We start from the raw sequence: 19,061 nt of genomic DNA, 5'->3' as shown, positions 1-19,061 counted from the left end.
CATCGAGCGGTGTTACCCTCTTCTCGGGATAGTTCCGTTTGCCCGGCAAGTAGCGTACGGGCCCGTTGAGCCGCTAACTCATTTGTTGCATCCAATAGCTTATTTGTTGCATGCACAAAAAAAACCCGTTATAAACGGGTTCTGAGGCAGTGTGTCGATAGCAAACGTTTTTTACAGTTGTGATCAATCGGGCTCAGACTGCCGTGAAACTCCAGTGTAAATCAAGTTGAAACCACCGGGGCCCGATCAAGAAAGACAGGCGGAATGGCTAAATCTGGCCCGACTTATCGGTCTTTGCTGCCAGTCGGGGTTTCCCTGGCCAAACCATACTGTGAGGGCAACACGCCATACCGCTCCTGAAACACTTTGGCGAAATACGACAGGTTTTCAAAGCCCACGGCATAAGCAATCTGCGTAACACTCTCCTCGCCCTGGGTCAGGAGGTCGGCCGCTTTAGCGAGTCGAAGCTCCCGGATGAAGTCAATGGCGGTCGTATTGGTCAGGGCTTTCAGCTTCCGGTAAAGCTGCGCCCGGCTCAGGCCAATTGCATCGGCCAGTGTCTCAACGCCAAAGTTCGGATTACTCAGGTTTTGATTCACCACGACCGTCAGCCGGTCCAGAAACTTCTGCTCGGCGGCCAGTATTACCGGTTCGACGGGGCCAACCGGTTCGGCAAGTGGGGCTAATTGAGCTACATCGGTCGTTAGGTTAGCGGCAAATCGCTGGTAAAGGCGTTGCCGCTGCTGCACCAGATTCTTCACCCTGGCCCTGATTTCTCCCCGGTTAAAGGGCTTGGTCAGGTAGTCGTCGGCTCCCAGTTCAAAGCCCTCAATACGGTCATCCACCGTCGCCTTGGCCGTCAGCATCATCACCGGAATGTGGCTGGTGGCTTCGTGGCTTTTTAGCGCTTTGCAAAATCCGAAACCATCGAGCCGAGGCATCATGAGGTCGCAGATCACGATATCGGGCAGACTGGCGGTGGCTTTTTCTAATCCATCCTGCCCGTTCTCTGCTTCGAGGATCTGGTAGTCGGCGGCAAAGATGCTACGGATGTAGGCCCGGATGTCGGCGTTGTCGTCGATGATAAGCAGGATGTTCTCCGTAGTAACGAGTGGTGCTTTGGTCTCCACCGGCCATTCGACCGGGTAGCTCCCGTCGGCCACTACCAACGGGTTCTGTGCCGAGCCCGAACCAGATCTGGCCCTCAACGGGACGGTGTCGATGCCACTGGCGACCAGTGGTAACTTGACCGTAAAGGTAGTCCCCACGCCTTCAGTGCTCGCTACGCTAATGCTGCCGCCGAGAACCTTCACCAACTCATGCACTAAGGCCAGTCCAATACCGGTCCCCTCGTAGGGTCGGACATTTTTACCATCGCCCCCCGTATGGACAGACCCCGTGTGGATGGACCCCTGATAGAATCGCTCGAAAATATGCGGTAGCTTATCAGCCTCAATACCGATACCGGTATCGGAAACAGAAATAATCAATGGATTAGGCTTCTGTTCCGGATACTGCACCCTTATGCTGACGGCATTACCGGCGGGGGTGAATTTAAAGGCATTGGCCAGCAGGTTGGTCACGATTTTCTCTACTTTGTCTCGATCGAAACTGACCCAGCGTTCGGGTTCATTCTGCGTAACGGTGAACTTGATCCGGCGGCTTTCGGCCAGCGAACTGAACGAACAGGTCAGCAGGCGAAAAAAAGCGGCCATATCGCCCGGTTCAGGCTCCGCCCGAAGCTGCCCGGCTTCGAGTTTACTCAGGTCGAGGAGCTGGTTAATCAGACTCAGCAGCCGGTTGGCATTCCGCTGCAACAACGGGAAGCGACCGTCATGGGCGTACTCCTGCGCCATCTGTTCAACGGGCCCCAGAATCAGCGTTAGTGGGGTGCGGAACTCATGGGAGATGTTGGCAAAAAACTGGGTTTTCAGCGCGTCTAATTCGGCCAGTCGACTAGCTTCTTGCTTCTCGAGGCTAACCTGCTGCTGCAATAGCCAACGCTGTTTCTGGAATCGGTAAAGTAACCAGCCCAATACAGCCAGCATCAGGATATAGAACAAATAAGCCCACCAGGTCCGGTAGAACGGCGGATGGACCTGAATGGCCAGTTCAACGGGTTTACTCCAGACCTCCCCATCGGCGGAGCCCATCATCTGGAGCGTGTAGTGACCGTTGGGCAATTGGGCGTAGTTGGCAAAGCGGTTGGTGCCCGCTTCCACCCAGTCAGGATCGATACCAACCATCCGATAGCGATACCGGTTGCGGGCCGGATTGGTGAAATTCATCACCGCAAACTCCAGTGTAATCAGGTTCTGATCGTAGGCCAGGTCAAGGCCGGACGTGTTTTCGATGCTTGCGGGCAAAATGCCATCCCCTCCTCCCACGACTACCGGCTCGTTATTGATTTTCAGGCCTACGATGTGGACGTTCGGGATTACGCTTTTACCGGCTACATCCCCCGCCCGAAAAGCCGTTATGCCATTGACCCCGCCGAAGAGTAACTCGCCCGATGCCGTTTTGACATAAGATCCCGTGTTAAACTCATCATCCTGGAGGCCATCTACCTTGGCGTAGGTACGAAACGTGTATGTCCGGGGATTAAACTGGGCCAGTCCCCGGTTGGTACTCATCCAGAGGTTCTTGAACTCATCGACCAGCAACCCATATACGACCTTATTGGGCAGACCCTGCGTTTCGGTGAAATGTTGAAATAAGCCCGTTCTTTTATCGAGCCGCTCCAGTCCGCCCCCTTTTGTGCTGACCCATAAATACCGGGCGGGTTGGTTAGGATCATCCACCATGCACGACACCACATCGTTGCTTAGGCTCTGTTGGTTGGTCGCACTATTCTTGTAGAGAACGAACGCTGGTTTCGTCTGTGGGTGTTCGCACCGAACCAAGCCGCTGGGCGTACCAATCCACAGGGTACCGGCCCGGTCGAAATACAGGGCATACACTTCTATTTCAGCTCCGCTCTGGGGCAGCAGATGCCGGTAGTCAAACACGGTAAAGTCTTCCGTTTTGGGATCGAAGCGTAGAAGCTTACCGTTCGTAGCGCCTATCCATAACTGCCCAGCCTTATCTTCAAAGGTCTGATTTTGATTAACACCGAATGCCGTTTGCGCAGGTAGCGGAAAACGCTTTAGTAATTCACCCGTACTCGAATACTTCAGTAACTGATGGAGTTTTCCTGTAACGCCAAAATCGATGGTTGATGCCCAGAAATAACTGGCTTTGCTCTGCAGCAGGAAGTCCTCATGATGATCATTGGATTGCTTAAATCCCTTCAGGAAAGGCAAGAGTTTATTAGTAGCTCGATCGACTCGGCCATAGGTTGACAAGTAGCGCGCATACAAGTGCCCCTGTTGGTCTTGAGTAAGATAGGTCAGGGAGGTACTGGGCAAGTACGTCTTAAACTGTTTAACTTTAGGATTAAACACCCGTAGCCCATATCCCGCTGTACCGATCCAAATTAATCCGGTTTTATCCCGATTAAGTGTTCGCAACCCAAACATGTCCGGTGGCATGGCCGTAAACGCATTTTGTGGAGTTAAGCTCTCTTGAGCCAGTAACTGATCCGGTGACAGTAGCCATAAGTACTCTGAAGTAGCTACAGCGACCGTGTTTGAATCAATCATCTTCACCAGCACACTGGTAGTTTGGCTGGGTAAGCGAATGGTCTTATGAGTGGCTCCCAGCCAACCGTGGATAGTGGTATTCATGGCTGAAAACCAGTACCCTCCCTCACCTGTGTCATCAACCAGCGACCAATCTTTTTGCGGTATGTTAAGTGGTCGATAGATCGACCGCATACCCGTCATCTGCTGCCAATTGAAGAGGCACATACCATAGGTAGTTCCCACGGTTGCTGTGCCATTAGCTCGAAACTGAATATGATGGGCAGAAGCGTTGGTGGCCATACCAATCAGGGTAATTTGCTGAAACTTCGCCTGGTTTGTAAAATTGATGACCCTAGGAAAACTAGTTTTCAGTTCGTTCGGTAACGTAATTTTAAAGAGCTTGTCCTGATCGGTATTCACCCAGATATTACCCTCTAGATCTTCAGCTAACAATCTCACTTCGTAGTTGCCCGAGTTAGCTGCATGCTGGTCACTAATATCGATGTGGTAAAACCGCTGTGTTTGCGCATCGTACAGGTTTAGTCCCCGGTTGAGCGTACCCACCCAAAGCCGCCCCCGGCTATCGACCAACAAGGCCGAGCAGGTGTTGTCAGAGAGGCTAAATTCATTGTAGGGATCATGGCTAAAGACTGTGAAATTATGACCATCATATCGGTTGAGGCCGTCTTTGGTGGCCACCCAGATAAATCCCTGCCTGTCTTGTTTCAGGTCGTAGATCATCCCCTGCGACAGACCTTCGGAAATAGTCAGTTCCTTCCAGCCTTGAGCCTTAGGCTGGCCCAATAGCGTCATCGAAGACAAAATACTTAAAAAGATAAAGAAAAAGGTGCGCATTGACCGGCGAATTGACCCTTAAAATACGCAAATTTGATTATATCCGATTTGACTATTCCGGCTTAGTTATTAAATCGAAGGTTAACAGATAAGAAATGTGAATTGTGTCCTGATGGGGATATGCAGGGATTGTCAGCATCAGAGAAGGGTCAACTTATTGTAGGACGATAAAACTCTGGGGTAATGTCTCCTGAAACGCCCGTCCCCATTTATAGAGCAGATATATGGGGTATTCCTCGTCTCAGGCAGGAGCGTTTCGAGAGAACTTATAAACCAGACGTATCAGACTAGCTAACTGCCTCTCAGCGAAGAGAAGCACTGTAACTAGGTAAACAGTCGTGGCTATGAGCGACAGGGTAGTTGCAAAACCCTAGGGCCGACCAGTGGCCCGAACCCGTTTTTCCACAAATTTATTTTGACCCCACTCCTGAGTCACATCCTTCCCCGTTTGTCGATCGCCTTTTGGAAACCTATAAAAATACAGCGTGTCGCTTGGCAGCTTCCATTGCTGCCAGGCAGAGGAACCGACATAGACCGAATTCGAATAAAACAGAAAGGTTTCTTTATACTGATCCCCTTCGGTTGAATAGGTACCAGCCCCAGCAGTATAAAAGCTACCATCAGTCTTGTACATCAAATAGCTAAAAAAACTGTAATGAAAGATTTTGAATTGCTGGGGGTGTCGTTGGGGAGTGATGAGTTGGCCATTCACCCAGTTTTCCACTAATTCCCAGCTTCCCTCCAAGGGCGACACCTACCCCGTTTCGTTCAGGGTGGTCGATGCCAACGGCGTCACGGATGTAGAGACGAAAACGGTAGTAGTCGGGTTCTGTCGAACGAGTGGAGCAAGAGTGGGCGTTGATGAACGTGTCCTCAATGATGAACTAGCCGTAAGAACCTATCCGAACCCGCACAACGGCCGGGTATTCCTGCAGATTAACTCACGGGTGGACGGTACGGCGGACATTGACTGGTTCACGACCAGGGGTAGCAAAGTAGATGGCCTGAAGGTAAATGTTCACAAGGGCGTAAACGAGCTGGTTGGATACGATGTGCGGGGGAATGATACCCACTAATCTACCGTGTCAATGTAGGCGGCAGTTCGACGTCGGGTACTATCATCAGAGGTAAATAACTAATTATGCCAAGTGTAAGCTTGGATAATGTGACCGGGGGCCGGAAAGGAATGTTCCTTTCCGGCCCCCGGTCATTTTTAGCTGACTAATTCATAAATCGGTAAGGGAAACTTATCTGATAGCAAAATGACGGCGGACCGATGGTAGAAATTTTTAAAAGCTCAGGCGTGTAACTTCTGTTATACGTAATCTCATCAAATGCTCCCGCCTGAGACGAAGAAGCGTTCTTATGTCTGCTTCAAAAAATGGGCGTGGCTGTTGCACAACGCAACTTGCTAGCCTTGAGCTAGTTGCCTATCTTTAACTATGGTAGGCAAACGGCAACTCTCCTCAGCATTAGGTACACTTCCCCGGCTAGGCAAGGTGGTACCAACCACTAATTTTTACCACAGATTAAAGCAAGACCTTGATCTGTCTTTTCTGTATGAGCTGGTTACTCCCTATTACGGCAAGTGCGGCCATCAGTCGATTGACCCGGTACTGTTCTTTAAACTGATGCTAGTCGAGCATCTGGAAAATCTGTCCTCTGATCGGGCCCTTATCCGCCACTGCCAGTTGCGGTTAGACATCCTGTTTTTTCTGGATCAAGCGCTGGATCAGCCCCTGCCTTGGCACAGTACTCTCTCACGAACCCGCCACCGCTTACCCGACAAGGTCTTTGAGGAATGCTTTCAATATAGTCTTCGCCAATGTGCTCAGGCAAATTTAGTTGATGGACAAATCCAAGCCATTGATACGGCCTATGTTGAGGCTAATGCCTCTCTGGATAACCTGGAGGCCAAAAAAATAGCAAACTGGACGCTGGATGTTAATCAAGATGCCACTCAAGCCGCCCCCGAGAAGGTATCGTTTGTGAAGGCGAATCAATATGTGAACCCTAAACGGGTGGCCCGTAATAACCGAACCCATCAAAGCCTAACTGATCCCCAGGCTCGGCTAGCTACCAAACCGGGTAAGCCCTTTCGCTTATTCTATTCGGCCAGTATGGTGGTCGATACCGCTCAACATGTCATTACTCATATCCAGGCTGATGCGGCTGATGAAAAAGACGCGCGCCATTTACTGACTTTAGTAGACCAAGCCACTGTTCGCTTACGAGCCTTGGGTTTACCCCTTCGGTGTGTGCTGGCGGATGCAGGCTTTGGCTCGGGCAATAACTATGCTGGGTTGGAAAGTCGGAATATTGAGGGCTTTGTGGCCCTTTTTGGGCAATACACGCCGATTCGGGAGCCCTTCACGTACGACCCAAAAGAGGATGTATACCGTTGTTCATATGGGGCGGTTCTAAAGAATTATGGGCTTCGGATGATGGGCGGTTATGGCAATTACTATTACTTCTCTAAAGTGAGTGAGTGCAAAGACTGCCCTATCAAAGTGAAATGCTGTGGTAAGAAGCAGCGTAAACGGTTGGTGTTTACGATGTATCGCAACCACTACGAGCGCATGCAGAAGCGGGTGAGTAGTGCTAAAGGTAGCCGAATGAAGAAGTTACGAAGTTCGACGGTTGAGCCCGTGTTCGGGAGTTTGTTGAACTACTTTGGGATGCGTCGCTCCAATGCCCGTGGTCAATCGGCGGCCCACAAACGGATGTTGCTGGCGGCCACGGCCTACAATCTAAAAAAATGGTTGGTGAAAAAAGATTGGCCCAAAGCCGTTACCCAAGTACTGGTTCTCTATCCAGACAACCTTTTTGTGTCTTTTAATCTGGGGCTATGGAAGCGATCTGGGTTGTGCAACAGCCACGGGCGTTTATTGATACATGCGCAAATTATTCATCGCAATATTACAATGAATGTTATTTCTGTTACCTTTTGGGCATGGGACTGACCAAAACCGAAATATTCACCGAAGAGCAAAACCGCATCGCGGATCTGGCGAAAGCATTTGCGCACCCTGCACGGGTGGCCATCCTGCAATTGCTGATTTCCAAGAAAGCCTGTGTTTGTGGTGATCTGGTGGACGAGCTGGATTTGGCCTAGGCGACCGTTTCCCAGCATTTGAAAGAACTGAAACGCATCGGCATCATTCAGGGCGAAATCAACCCGCCACGCGTGTGCTACTGCATCAATCCCTCCATATGGGAGGAAGCTCAACGAGCGTTCGGAGCATTATTTGACACGTTCGTGCCTGCTACATCCTGCTAGTCATCGGCAGGTATTTTTTTGCCTGAATCAATCGTAATATTACATTACACCAATAGGAAAGCATATGGAAACCGCCGAACAAATCAAAGAAGTCGTGCGCCAGAAATACGGCGCGATTGCCGAACAGCCGCCCGGCGGCCCGGCAGAAGCAAATAGTTGCTGCGGCCCCACCTCTTGCTGCGGGCCTGAAACGGTCGCCAATGTGCCCATTGATATGACCGTGGGCTATGACGAGCTGAAAGGCTACGTCGCCGAAGCCGATTTGGGATTGGGTTGCGGCCTACCCACGCAATTCGCGCAGATCAAACCTGGTAATACGGTGGTGGATCTCGGATCGGGCGCAGGCAATGACTGCTTTGTGGCGCGTGCCGAAACCGGCGAAATGGGCCGCGTGATCGGCCTAGATATGACCCCGGCCATGATTGACCACGCTCGCAAAAATACCAAGACGCTCGGATTTACTAACGTCGAATTCGTTTATGGCGACATCGAGGACATGCCCTTGCCAAGCAATCTGGCCGATGTGGTGGTGAGCAATTGCGTGATGAACTTGGTGCCCGACAAACAAAAAGCCGTGGCCGAAACCTTCCGCATTTTGAAACCGGGCGGGCATTTCAGCATCTCGGATATCGTACTGAAAGGTGAGCTGCCCGCAGGCTTGCAACAGGACGCCAAACTCTATGTGGGTTACGTCTCGGGTGCTATCCAGAAGAGCGAGTATTTGCAGCTCATCCAGGAGAACGGTTTTACCCATATCACTGTGCAGAAAGAGCGGGAAATTGCCTTGCCGGATAAAGTGCTGAAAAACTATCTGTCGGCGGAAGAAATCGCACATTATCGCCAGCAGGTCAAAGGCCATCCAGCCCGGGGCATTCACCGGGCAGATTTTATCAAACTGGCCGAGGAAATCCGCCGTTTGCGCGAAATTATGGGCATTCACTATCCCAGCGACAACGAAGACGCGCGCCAAGTCACGCACAGAATGCTAACCTGCTATTTTAAAAAATCCCACATTCATGCGCGATCTTGAAGCCGCCAAAGCTGAATGGAAGAAATAGCGGTCTCGATCCTACATAAACGAGCCTTTATAGTTTAACACCAATGAGCATTGTTTACTGGTTTTGTTCACAGGCATACGGTCGTTTGCTTGTGAACAAAATAGGTTAAATATACGCTCCTCCACCCGATTGGAGCTCTTTTATTTCCAAACTCCACTAGCCACTTTCTACTCGTTTCCGAGTAAAAACGGCTATGTTCAATTAAGTCGCATAAATAGATGTTACATATGCATTTTAGATGGTATATATGCGGGTAAATCAAATCATAATTACCACATGAAATCTATTTACCTGCTCCTACTGGTAGGCTTGCTGTTTGCTGGCTGCAAAAAGAGCGATACGACAATGCCTACGCCATATACCAGTGATTACTTCGTTGAATATACTCTGGACGGCCAGAAATTCACGTTGACCAGGTCTGCACTTATTGGTCCCGGCACCGGTGTGAACGAAACAAAAGTTTCAGGCGATAACGGTACAGGTAGCACTTATCGACAGATTCGGCTTAATATAACCGGGGTGATGAATGGCAAACCAGAAACCAAGAAGATTCGTGGTGGAGATATTATTGAACAGAACTCTATTATATATGAGGCTGATCTGGGTGCGGCAGAGGTGGGCTCCATTACATTTACCGAAGTTACTGCTGAGTATGCAGTCGGTACGTTCATGATGAACCTGAAAGGAAATGGGAGGAGTGTAAAGATAACCGATGGGAAATTTAAGGTAATGTTCTAGAAAATTTATTTCAGTACTTTTTAAGGTTAAGCGGGCTGCATGCCACTAGTTGGCAACGGCCAAAATGCTGCACCGTTTTAAACTCGACAGTTCTCTCTGCATACCAAAGATCATAGTTGCGTTGCACGTTCAACCAAAACTCGGAACTAGTGCAAAAGGCTTCTGACAGACGTACGCACATCTTAGAGCTGCCGCCCCGGTGTTCATTCAGGATACGCTTTACAACCGAATGACCAACGTCGTACGTTTGTAAAATTGTCGTGGATCACTACAAACGCTCGTATGTTTGTGAACAAAGTACTTAGATAATGTGGAGATTTCAGAAGCATAGCCCAGTGGATTTTGTAGCATTTTGACCACTGATGGTTCTTATTTAATTTACTACTAACTCTATGCCGGGGTGGTGCGCCACTGCGAACGGTACGCCGTCGCGGGCCGGTGCAATGGAAAGGGACTTAAGCGGGGTCGCCCGGCGGTGGTCAGTTTGATGCGAAACAGCTAGTCAGCCGACTTCGGAATCAGAAGGCCACCGTGGCGTGGTCAGTTTCATTGAAATCTCCAGGGATGACTCATAAGGCAAAAAAATTAAGTTAGAAAAATGGATCGCTCACGGGAAGTTGGAAAAGCTGGACGATTTCGTGATAATGTCTATAGCAGAGCGGTTAGTAAGCTGCTTGAAGCCGTTCCATCAGGTAGCGGGCCGATTCACCAAGTGTCGTAAACCTACTGTAATCCTCCGGGGGGATGGATACCTTAAGTTCCCGCTCGGTCAAACGGGCTAGTTCAACAATATCGGACAACCGATACGCTAAATCCTTTCGCAGATCAGCCGTGGGTTGCAGGGCTGAGGGACGGACAATGCCCTGGGCTAAAACCAGGTGAGTAAGTCGTTGATAGGTGTTTTCCATAGCGAAATTGGAGAGCTTCCCGTTGTTCAGAAGAGTGCCACTAACGTGCATATTGGTTAAGAAGATCGGTTTGCGGTACCATACGGTGTATCAGGCCAGGGGCCCAGGAAAATCCGGGTGTACAGTCGAATGGTCGAAAGCCCGTTCAGCATAAAGCTGAGTGCAACCAAGAAAGCCAGTACTGCCTGGTGGGGATGAATATGGCTAAACAGTAAATCTTCCCCAATAAAGGTTGGGGTAATGGGAAAACCGGTCACGCCTAGGCAACACAGTAAAAAGCCGAACGCTAGTCTAGGGTAAGGATACGCATAACCGGCATATGGATCAGGTTGTAAATCGCCTTCTCGTGAATTGAGCCCCTGCAGACAGGCATATCCCCCCAGCCCCGCCACCACAATCCCACTCAGATACAGATGCACCTGACCAACCGCAACCGCTTCGTTATAGGCAATAGCCAGGGCAATCCAGAAAGGATTCATTACCATCAATAACCAACTCAGCCATAGATGTTTACGCTTAGTGAAGGAACACACGACGAACAGAAGCCCAATCAGCGCAAACATGATCGATAGATAGTGCCTCAATTGGGGCGATAAACTCTCCTGATGGTAAGCCCCCAGTAGACCAATGCCATAGACCGGAATGCCCAGGCCCAGAGCCCAGTTTGGCGATACGAACGAAAGTCGCTGCCCCAACCCTTGAACGAGTCGTTGCGGTAGTCGATACATCAGTGTATCCAGATTCCATTCCGTCAGGTTCAGGACATACCAGGTATCCCGCAGGCGCGTTGGCCACAGGCTGGTGGAAACTGACTGAACAGGGGTAAACGTGTAAAATTGTTCCCGGATCAAATAACTGACGATGGAAGGCGATAGCAGCAGTTGATAGGTTCTCAAAAACGCATGCCCAGCAAAATGAACCAGGGCAAGCGTAGGAAAGCCCAGCGCTATTTCCAGGAACATAATCCCAATCTGCGCAATGGAGGCATACGCAATCTGACTCTTAACCGAAGCCTGGACGCGGGCAATTCCACTGGCGATCAGGCTGGTCAATAAACCAATTCCCCCCATTAGAATTCGAATAGATACTTGCTGCTCCCACAACGGCGCCGTTCGCAGCAGCAGGAAAACGCCGATATGCACCGACAGCGATCCGTAAAAGATAGCGCTCGATGGGGTTGGACCTTCCATGGCTCTGGGCAACCAGGCCGAAAAAGGTAACTGAGCCGACTTGGTGAGGGCCGAAAACAGGATCATCAGTGAGATGAACACCCCCATCCAGCTATGGGTCTGAAGCGGGGCATGCACCCCTGCGTACTGGTTCAGCCCCGCAAAGGTGATGTTTTCGTGCCATAGATGGTGGCTCATCCACATGGCCAGCAATAGGCCCATATCGGCAATACGGTAAATAGAAAATACTTTTAGCGCATTGTTGACGGGTAAGTAACGACCCCGGTAAAAGGCAATCAGCAGAAACGATGAAAGACCAATCACTTCCCAACCCGTAAACATCGTTTCCAGATTTCCGGCCACTACAATCAGGACATAGCCCCCATAAAAGAAAAGCGTGGTAAAAAAGAAACGCTTGTACCCACGCTCGCGATGGAGATAATACCGGCTATATAGCACCACCAGCAGAACTAGGGATGCCCCAACCAGCAGGTAGACCGCCGTAAGCCTATCGAAATAAAAATCCAGCACGAAGCGGTAGTCGTTCGTTGCAACCAGTTCGAGGCTGGCTAGGGTGAGCGGTGGGTAGCCTCGAAACACCCAATACCCCACAAACGCTACGACAACGAGTAGATGAAGACCAATGGTAGTGATGGCCGTCCACGCAATAGCAGACTCATTCGAAGGGGATAGCCAGACTCCTACCAAGAGGCCGACCAGCGGAATGAGCACGAAAAGGGGCAGTAGTTGTTCCATCGATTCAGGAGTTTTCAGCGAGCCGATAGACCGGGAAATTGGTCTGGTCGGAGGCAATCAACGAGGGTAAATCGGATATCGTCTCCACCTGTTTCTGACGGGGTTTATAGGCCTCGAACCGGCCCGATGTAAACCGACTAAGTGCCCGTGTGCGCGGATGAACAACAACCAGATGGATCCAGTCATTGAGGAACCATTCGTAGGTTAGTGGCGATTGTTGGATCGCCTTCAGGACCACATCGGGTAGTTGTTCAATAACCATCAGCAGCCGAACCGGGTCGTGTACTTCCGTCATTTGGGTGGGCAAACCGGGCCGTAAGTCGCCATCAAAGCCATTGGCTACGCCAATTAGGCCCATCACGTTATGAGGGAGCTTACTACCGGCTCCCAGTTTCTGGGTATCGACCCGGGAAAAGAAATACTCCAGATTAATGCCTCCGCAAACTGGCACGGCTGCCTGCACAATACGGGCTAAGGCCTGCCCCTTTGGATCAACCCGATAATCGTAGGAATTCAGAAAGGATCGGCGGTCTAAAAACAAATGTCTCGACAAACTGCGCTGACCAATCAAACAAACGGCATTTGTGGCATGATTGAGTTCGGGCCGAGGCTCAAACAGGGATACCGATCGCCGACGAATGTTAGCATGAATCGCGGCTGCGCTCAACCGACTGTCTATGGATTCAAAACGTCGGGATCGCTCTTTCGCATTTTGATCCAGTGCCTGCCTGAATAAGGTTATATGCTGCTGATGGAGCCGTTGATTGACGGGCGATAGCAACGCTTCGTCATAAAAGCAAATATCATCGCGGGTGGTGTCGTGAAGCCCACTTGAAAACTGTGTTTCATCGGGAATCGTTATGCCTTTGTCCCGTAATCGGTCGCGTACACGCCGGTCATTGGCCATCAGGCAGACAACCCGGGCATTGACCGATCCGGGACGTCCCGAACAGGCCCCACAATCATAAGCGGCATAATACGGATTGTTCACACTGCTGGCGCCGTGTCCAATCACGTACACAATCGGGGCAAACTCCTTTACCAGGCCAATGCTGGTTAATAACCCTTCGACCCGCTCGGCCATTTCGTCGATGTTAAATCCTACCTGTAAGCCATTTTCCTTTTGCAGGCTTGTTTGCTCCACCGTCAGGTGGGATGCTTGCTGCATATGCTGGTAGGAGGAGGCCATCTCTGGACGCATCGTCGGTCGAAATACCGTCAGCAAAAGCCGTAGTGCTGACCAGAATCCCAGGGTCTGACTAATGACAACTCCCCGTAGTAAGGTTTGGGAGGACTTGGAAAAGTGAATGCTTTTTCGCCAGTTCCTGGCCCCGTTTCGTTCTTTAATCAGGTAACGGGGGGAAAAGGGAGGGGGGCAAAGTTTCGTGTAGGCGGTTGCACCCTGGGGTTGAAAGAAAAACTCAACGTTGAAGAATCCCGGCGTCCCGAAGGTTTGACAGTTGGTATCCAGGGTTTCCAGGTAGCGTCGGAGGGAACACTCCCGGTCATCCAGGCAGAAAATCCCCTGGAAACTTCTGGGCGGAACTACGGGTTCGACCGGCCCCAATTGTATCCCAGCCAATACCTGATCGTAATAACTCCACTCGTAGGCCTGTTGCCAAAGGCAAAGGACCTCCCACTGCTCGGTAGAGACTGAAGAGGCGAACAAGTCGAGGGGTTGGTCAGGGTAATGATGGCTTAACGGTTTCCAGTGCTGGCCGAATTGCGTATCCAGTGCATCGATTTCCAACAGCAGTTCCAGCATAATAACTGCCTGTAGGGAAATGCGCCGATGATCGAGTACTGATTGGGGCTGATCTTCAATGACCGACACCATGCCTGACCAGCCCGGGTGGGCAAACTGTTGATCAAACAGGTATTGCTTATAGAGAGACTCCTGGCCAACCAGTATGGCCATTAAATCAGGGATGGTGCAGGTAGTCGACCGAACCAGACGCCGAACGCGTTTTGACCGGAACAGGCTGACCAGACTACTTTGCTCCATGGCCCGGATAGCCGAAAGAAAATCCAGATGCCGATACGGGAAGGCTGACACCGCAATTCCCTGATCGAGAAAACTGCACAGGAGTCGAAACAGGATTGGATGCACCAGTGCATCCAGATCAAGTTGGTAGTACGCCTTCCAGCCTTCCCGTAACCGCCCAATTCGAGGGGTAGGAAGGGCTGGATACGTTTTTCGGAGCAGGTTAATGGTCCAGATAGCCTGTTGGTGAACCCCTTTTCGTTCCAGTATGACGGCTTCCAGCAGGGGCTCCGAAATCCGGCCATTGGCATACAAGGCTCGAAATTCCTTCAGAGAAAATAAGACGCGATAGCCTGCTAATTCAGCCGCCTGCTGGATGGCCTGCTCAAAGGGCCGATGCTGAAAGCCATGTAAGGGATTATGGTGGACAAAATCCTTCAGCGGTGCCTGCGTCGGCAGGTAGTGCTTTAACTCGTGTAGAACGGTTTGTTCAGAAAACAACGAATGAGATGTTCTACCCGGAATTGGCGGTTGATTTTTGGAGAAAATAGCGTGTCCATTCATAGGCTCAATACCCTGGAAAAACCGGGTAAATCGTACGACTGTGCATCAGGAACTAGCCTGGTTCAACTCAGTCAAAATGTCTTCGGAGCGCTTTAACTGACGCCCATAGATCTGGCGAGCCAGATCCAGGAACTGATAGATATCCTGATCCTGTACCTGATAGAACACGGTGGTTCCTTCCCGGCGAGTAGTGACGAAATGCATGGTTCGGAGCCGGGACAACTGCTGGGAAAGCATGGATTGATCCGCACTGGTGGCCGTTTGTAACTCGGTAACCGACAGAGGGCCGGCCCGCAGAGCATCCAGGATAGCCAATCGGAGGGGGTGCCCCAAGGTTTTAAAAAACGCTGCTTTATAGCGGTGAAGTGGACTATCCATGTGCTAAATTAATATATTATAATATTCAAATGTACGAAGAAAATTAACTCCGCAATAAGGGGCTACTCTTATCGGTAGCTAATTCCTGCCGATCACCCAATGTCTTAACTAATTATATTCTGATCGCCAACGGCTTATGATAGCGCCGGGTTGGGTTGATAATAGGTTTAGCTCACGAGAAAAAAATAAACAGAAAAAGGATGAACAGCACCACCAGAATATAATACCAGCCATCCGAGAAAATATACGGTTTGTAATCGGTGTAAAACTTTTGAAGTCTTTTCATATGTGTTTGTATTTAAACTAATTGAATAGTCTATAAAATAAAAAGAAGGAAATAAGCGATCAGGTAGACATAAAAATCCGGAACCAGATCCGGCAGGCCAGCCTAAAAAAATAGGGCGTCAAAACTGCATTGCTTCCAATGAGTGGCCACAGGAACGATAGTACATCGATACCCAGGAAAAGGGCAAATAGCCCAAAGTTGGTCAGTGTCCAGGCTACGAAGAGGGCATAACTAACATAGAGCGAACCCGTATAGAATCCGGTCTCGGATTCAAAGTTTAGTCCACAAACGGCACAGGGGGCGTGCATTTGATCGAATTTGGGTAGGTTAAAAGCGGAGACTACGACAAAGAATCGTTCCTGATGGCAATGGGGCCAACGGTTAGCCAGAATACTGGGAAAACCTAATTTATCGATCATATGCGTATCAATTGACGACCAGCCCTCTCTTACTTACCCCCTAAACATATATCATCAGCTGCTAACGAAGCCACTGATTGGAAGCTTTTTAATCGCCGTTGATGATGTATTAATATTATTATATTCAAATATATAAACTTTTAACGTATTTGCCAAAGTTATATCCCTTTGTGTGTAGTCGGGTTGTTGCCAATATTCCGAAAAAAAATGCTTTACCAGTGGTGATTTCGGACTAATTGACCACCTGATTCCGCTAGCGGTAGATCAGGTGATTTCGGCATAGACTGACCACTTTATTTTTCTTTTCATCAGCCAGTTACCTTCATTTCCCCGATGATAAATAGGTGGCCACCGTGCGGTTCCCCGCCGGGACGCGGTCAATTGGCTACGGAATCAGATGGTCTGTGGCAGCCAAATCTCCACCTGGTTCTCTATCAAACAAAAGTGGGAAACGAGAAGCCCATACCGACTATGGACGATCCAGCTTTCCCGGCTGATGAAGCGAGTCCCCGACGTCTGATTCTCATTTATTGGAAAGTCGAGTTAGTCATGATTGCTACCGATCAAATCGCCTACTTTTATACAGCACATTCGCTGACCTACATCTACTGTCAGGATGCCAGGGTGTACACCAGTCCCGTAAGCCTGGATGAGTTACAGAAGGGATTGGATGCGGACCATTTTTTTCGGTCGAATCGCCAGTTCCTGATCGCCATCCGGGCTATTGACAGGATCTTTTAGTATGGTTAGAATCAGTTAAAAATTACCATTGTCCCCCAATCGCTGGAGGATATTCTAGTCAGCAAGAACAAAGTCGCCGTGTTCAAGCAATAGCTCAATGGCCAGCTGATGGCTGTTAACGGTTATTATCCGGAAGCCGTCAAGTCGATTATTTATTCTTATTTGGCATGTTGTGCATATATAGGCTCCCTATTTCAGTTGACACTTGATTGAGTTTAAAAGTAAGTTACGACTGTAGTTTTTATATTCTCAAGAAACGCTCCAAACTGAGACGAAGAAAATTCACCTAACTAATCTAAGTTGTATGTCATAAACTTGTTTCGAGGGCATAGGCCAAGAGAAACAAGACGATCTTAATCAGAAAACCCGATTCAGTAACGGCATGAATCGTTTGAGGAAACCGCAGTTTGACTTGGCCAATGGCCTGCTCGATAGGCTGACGAAGCGTTTTCTTGTAAGCCGCCACCCAACTTGGATCAGCCCGACGACTATTACTCGTTCGTTGAATCTGCAAATAGATCTGTTCGCAACGAGCGTCAAGCTCTTCCTGTTCGTAATCCGTATAAGCCGAATCGCCAAAGACCTGGCTACCCAGTGGCAAGTGCAAATGCATCAGTTGAAGTGCTGTTACGTCGGCATACGAGCCGGGCAGACTAAAAAACTGCACCGGTTGCTTCTCACTGGTAGCCACGACCTGTAGGCGAAACCCAAAGAAAAAACGCCGTTTAAACGCAATTTTGCCCCGGTACTCTTCGCCTTTAACCAGCCGCGAACAGCTGATACGAATGTTGGCACAGATCGACACCGGAAACGAATCGATCAGGTATTGACTGGTCAGATTAAGTGTTTTGAAGAAATCAGCCAGCTAATAAAACAAGGCACTCAGGGTAGCGGCCAGTCGGTGCAATCGTCAATTAAAGGTCGATTTTTCGAGCATGATATCCCCTTGCTTGTCAGCCCTGTAGAGCATGGCCGAGGCTTGATTGCCGCCAAAGAAGCGGGCCGATATGATAGCGGTCGTCAAGATGATGGCGTCACTCACTTTGGGTTTAGCTTGTGGTTTAATCGAGCCAGGATGGCGAGTTTCTACAAAAAAATCATCTAGGAAGCAGTAAATTGCAATCACTTTTTCGGGCATAGCCAGAGGGGGTTATCCATGTTTTCGCACCTCAAAGGTAGGCCTGCTCTTGGTTATGTCTTTTGTGTGTTCGTATTAACCAGCTTTCATGCAACTTAGATTAATTAATCGAATTATAAACGATTACCCGCTGACTGCCGGTAAGTTCTAAGATGCCTTTATAGTAATTGCTTAAAGTGGTCTGTAATTTAGAACACACCCGCCATCGGCCTGCGACCAATGCGTTTGTGAACATCTGCGCAAGCCTGATCGCCTACTCCTTCTACGAGCGTAAACCAGTGGCTATAATCGATTTGAGTGATCGCCTACTAATGGCTGGTGAATCACAGTGGGCATTAGCAGCTTAGAAAACAATCTCATAGTTCACGTTAAATTTAATCAGTAAGCCGTCAATCCCGGAAAGATTTGCGTGCCATCAGTAAGTAAGATTTATAAGCCAATTTCTTTTGGTAAAGAAATTGGCAGAAAATTTTCAGTTGCCTTTGAAAGCCCCTATTGGTTTGCTCTAAAAATAACGTCCCGTGCAATCATTATCTGATAACGAACTATGGGCATCTTTTCGGAAAGGAGATAGGACGGTATTTACCTCTATCTATAACCGAACTATAAAAGATCTGCTACGATATGGTTACCGGGTTTCCAGCAACCAGCAACTCGTTAAAGACAGTATTCACGATGTGTTCCTTCATTTATGGCTCCACCGCGAAACTCTTTCCGACACGGATAACATTCGCTTCTATCTCTACCGATCGTTACGTAACCGAATTGTTCACAACAGCAGGGAAGCCTCTCCGGTTGCCGGGCCTGATGTTGAACAAATTCTGGACAAGGTTTTTAGCGACTTACCACTAGAGCACACTATTATTGAGCAGGAAGGTTTTGAGGGGCAGATCAATGCACTCCGAAAAGCCATCAATCGGCTTTCAAAACGCCAGCAGGAAGTAATTCAATTGCGCTATTTCCACGATTTCTCCCTCGACGAAATAGCCTCGGTTATGCAGATCAGTAACCAGTCGGTACGAAATCTCATTTACAGATCGATTTCCCAGTTAAAGGAATTTGTTGAATTCGCTGGCTGGCTCTTGCTCTTGATATTTAACCATATCAACAAAATTTAAAAATATTTTTAGGCCATTTTGAGTACAAACGTCCAAATGCACCATT

14 protein-coding genes and 2 pseudogenes are annotated in these 19,061 nt (G+C 49.3%); 7 read left to right on the top strand and 9 right to left on the bottom strand.

What is annotated here, in order from left to right; all coding sequences use genetic code 11:
• Window positions 1-284: 284 nt before the first annotated feature.
• Both G8759_RS14255 and G8759_RS14250 read right to left on the bottom strand, forming a co-directional pair.
• Window positions 285-4,478: a hybrid sensor histidine kinase/response regulator transcription factor gene (locus G8759_RS14255; protein WP_167209024.1), complete on the bottom strand. Its 4,194-nt coding sequence runs from the start codon at window positions 4,476-4,478 to the stop codon at window positions 285-287.
• Between the two features lie 370 nt (window positions 4,479-4,848).
• Window positions 4,849-5,112: a hypothetical protein gene (locus G8759_RS14250; RefSeq protein ID WP_167209022.1), complete on the bottom strand. Its 264-nt coding sequence runs from the start codon at window positions 5,110-5,112 to the stop codon at window positions 4,849-4,851.
• Between the two features lie 61 nt (window positions 5,113-5,173).
• Between G8759_RS14250 and G8759_RS14245 the strand changes: the two genes are divergently transcribed.
• From G8759_RS14245 to G8759_RS14225, 5 genes and pseudogenes are all read left to right on the top strand, one after another.
• Window positions 5,174-5,554 carry a hypothetical protein gene (locus G8759_RS14245; protein ID WP_167209020.1) on the top strand — a complete coding sequence of 127 codons (381 nt, stop codon included), beginning with the start codon at window positions 5,174-5,176 and terminating at the stop codon, window positions 5,552-5,554.
• Between the two features lie 366 nt (window positions 5,555-5,920).
• Window positions 5,921-7,441, top strand: coding sequence for an IS1182 family transposase (locus G8759_RS14240; protein WP_167209017.1), 1,521 nt, complete (start codon window positions 5,921-5,923; stop codon window positions 7,439-7,441).
• Window positions 7,432-7,758 (top strand): annotated as a pseudogene (locus tag G8759_RS14235) (ArsR/SmtB family transcription factor). Before G8759_RS14240 ends, G8759_RS14235 begins: the two are co-directional and overlap by 10 nt.
• 64 nt (window positions 7,759-7,822) lie before the next feature.
• Entirely contained in the window at window positions 7,823-8,788 is a 966-nt protein-coding gene (locus G8759_RS14230) for an arsenite methyltransferase (protein ID WP_167209015.1), read from the top strand.
• A gap of 304 nt (window positions 8,789-9,092) precedes the next feature.
• Window positions 9,093-9,554: a hypothetical protein gene (locus G8759_RS14225; protein ID WP_167209013.1), complete on the top strand. Its 462-nt coding sequence runs from the start codon at window positions 9,093-9,095 to the stop codon at window positions 9,552-9,554.
• Window positions 9,555-9,564: 10 nt separating this feature from the next.
• Here the strand turns inward: G8759_RS14225 and G8759_RS14220 are convergent, their stop codons facing one another.
• The 6 genes from G8759_RS14220 to G8759_RS14195 all read right to left on the bottom strand — a co-directional run bounded on the left by G8759_RS14220 (window position 9,565) and on the right by G8759_RS14195 (window position 16,018).
• Window positions 9,565-9,765, bottom strand: coding sequence for a helix-turn-helix domain-containing protein (locus tag G8759_RS14220; RefSeq protein WP_232074307.1), 201 nt, complete (start codon window positions 9,763-9,765; stop codon window positions 9,565-9,567).
• Between the two features lie 451 nt (window positions 9,766-10,216).
• Window positions 10,217-10,462: an acyl carrier protein gene (locus G8759_RS14215; RefSeq protein ID WP_167209011.1), complete on the bottom strand. Its 246-nt coding sequence runs from the start codon at window positions 10,460-10,462 to the stop codon at window positions 10,217-10,219.
• 56 nt (window positions 10,463-10,518) lie between these two features.
• Entirely contained in the window at window positions 10,519-12,387 is a 1,869-nt protein-coding gene (locus G8759_RS14210; protein ID WP_167209009.1) for a proton-conducting transporter transmembrane domain-containing protein, read from the bottom strand.
• Between the two features lie 4 nt (window positions 12,388-12,391).
• Entirely contained in the window at window positions 12,392-14,935 is a 2,544-nt protein-coding gene (locus tag G8759_RS14205; protein ID WP_167209007.1) for a YbcC family protein, read from the bottom strand.
• 45 nt (window positions 14,936-14,980) lie between these two features.
• A complete protein-coding gene (locus tag G8759_RS14200) occupies window positions 14,981-15,313 on the bottom strand; it encodes an ArsR/SmtB family transcription factor (protein ID WP_167209005.1) in 333 nt (110 codons plus the stop codon).
• Between the two features lie 345 nt (window positions 15,314-15,658).
• On the bottom strand, window positions 15,659-16,018 hold the full coding sequence (locus tag G8759_RS14195) for a DUF983 domain-containing protein (protein WP_167209003.1): 360 nt from the start codon (window positions 16,016-16,018) through the stop codon (window positions 15,659-15,661).
• Window positions 16,019-16,489: 471 nt separating this feature from the next.
• Here G8759_RS14195 and G8759_RS14190 point away from each other — a divergent pair, with 471 nt between their 5' ends.
• Window positions 16,490-16,759, top strand: coding sequence for a LytTR family DNA-binding domain-containing protein (locus G8759_RS14190; RefSeq protein ID WP_167209000.1), 270 nt, complete (start codon window positions 16,490-16,492; stop codon window positions 16,757-16,759).
• A 307-nt stretch (window positions 16,760-17,066) separates the two neighbouring features.
• Here G8759_RS14190 and G8759_RS36545 read toward each other — a convergent pair.
• Window positions 17,067-17,897, bottom strand: a pseudogene (locus G8759_RS36545) (IS982 family transposase).
• Window positions 17,898-18,418: 521 nt separating this feature from the next.
• Here G8759_RS36545 and G8759_RS14175 point away from each other — a divergent pair.
• Complete coding sequence (locus G8759_RS14175; protein WP_167208994.1) at window positions 18,419-19,015, top strand: RNA polymerase sigma factor; 597 nt, start codon at window positions 18,419-18,421, stop codon at window positions 19,013-19,015.
• Window positions 19,016-19,061 lie beyond the last annotated feature (46 nt).

Origin of the sequence: Spirosoma aureum, assembly GCF_011604685.1 — a bacterium.
Taxonomy (GTDB): domain Bacteria; phylum Bacteroidota; class Bacteroidia; order Cytophagales; family Spirosomataceae; genus Spirosoma; species Spirosoma aureum.
This window is presented reverse-complemented; position numbering and strand designations above follow the sequence as displayed.

Excerpts from the sequence above, each read along its gene's own strand:
- G8759_RS14190 (WP_167209000.1), top strand. The coding sequence starts at position 16,490 with ATGGACGATCCAGCTTTCCCGGCTGATGAAGCGAGTCCCCGACGTCTG.
- G8759_RS14225 (WP_167209013.1), top strand. The coding sequence starts at position 9,093 with ATGAAATCTATTTACCTGCTCCTACTGGTAGGCTTGCTGTTTGCTGGC.
- G8759_RS14250 (WP_167209022.1), bottom strand. The coding sequence starts at position 5,112 with ATGTACAAGACTGATGGTAGCTTTTATACTGCTGGGGCTGGTACCTAT.
- G8759_RS14195 (WP_167209003.1), bottom strand. The coding sequence starts at position 16,018 with ATGATCGATAAATTAGGTTTTCCCAGTATTCTGGCTAACCGTTGGCCC.
- G8759_RS14215 (WP_167209011.1), bottom strand. The coding sequence starts at position 10,462 with ATGGAAAACACCTATCAACGACTTACTCACCTGGTTTTAGCCCAGGGC.
- G8759_RS14240 (WP_167209017.1), top strand. The coding sequence starts at position 5,921 with ATGGTAGGCAAACGGCAACTCTCCTCAGCATTAGGTACACTTCCCCGG.
- G8759_RS14255 (WP_167209024.1), bottom strand. The coding sequence starts at position 4,478 with ATGCGCACCTTTTTCTTTATCTTTTTAAGTATTTTGTCTTCGATGACG.
- G8759_RS14210 (WP_167209009.1), bottom strand. The coding sequence starts at position 12,387 with ATGGAACAACTACTGCCCCTTTTCGTGCTCATTCCGCTGGTCGGCCTC.
- G8759_RS14200 (WP_167209005.1), bottom strand. The coding sequence starts at position 15,313 with ATGGATAGTCCACTTCACCGCTATAAAGCAGCGTTTTTTAAAACCTTG.
- G8759_RS14230 (WP_167209015.1), top strand. The coding sequence starts at position 7,823 with ATGGAAACCGCCGAACAAATCAAAGAAGTCGTGCGCCAGAAATACGGC.
- G8759_RS14205 (WP_167209007.1), bottom strand. The coding sequence starts at position 14,935 with ATGAATGGACACGCTATTTTCTCCAAAAATCAACCGCCAATTCCGGGT.
- G8759_RS14245 (WP_167209020.1), top strand. The coding sequence starts at position 5,174 with ATGAGTTGGCCATTCACCCAGTTTTCCACTAATTCCCAGCTTCCCTCC.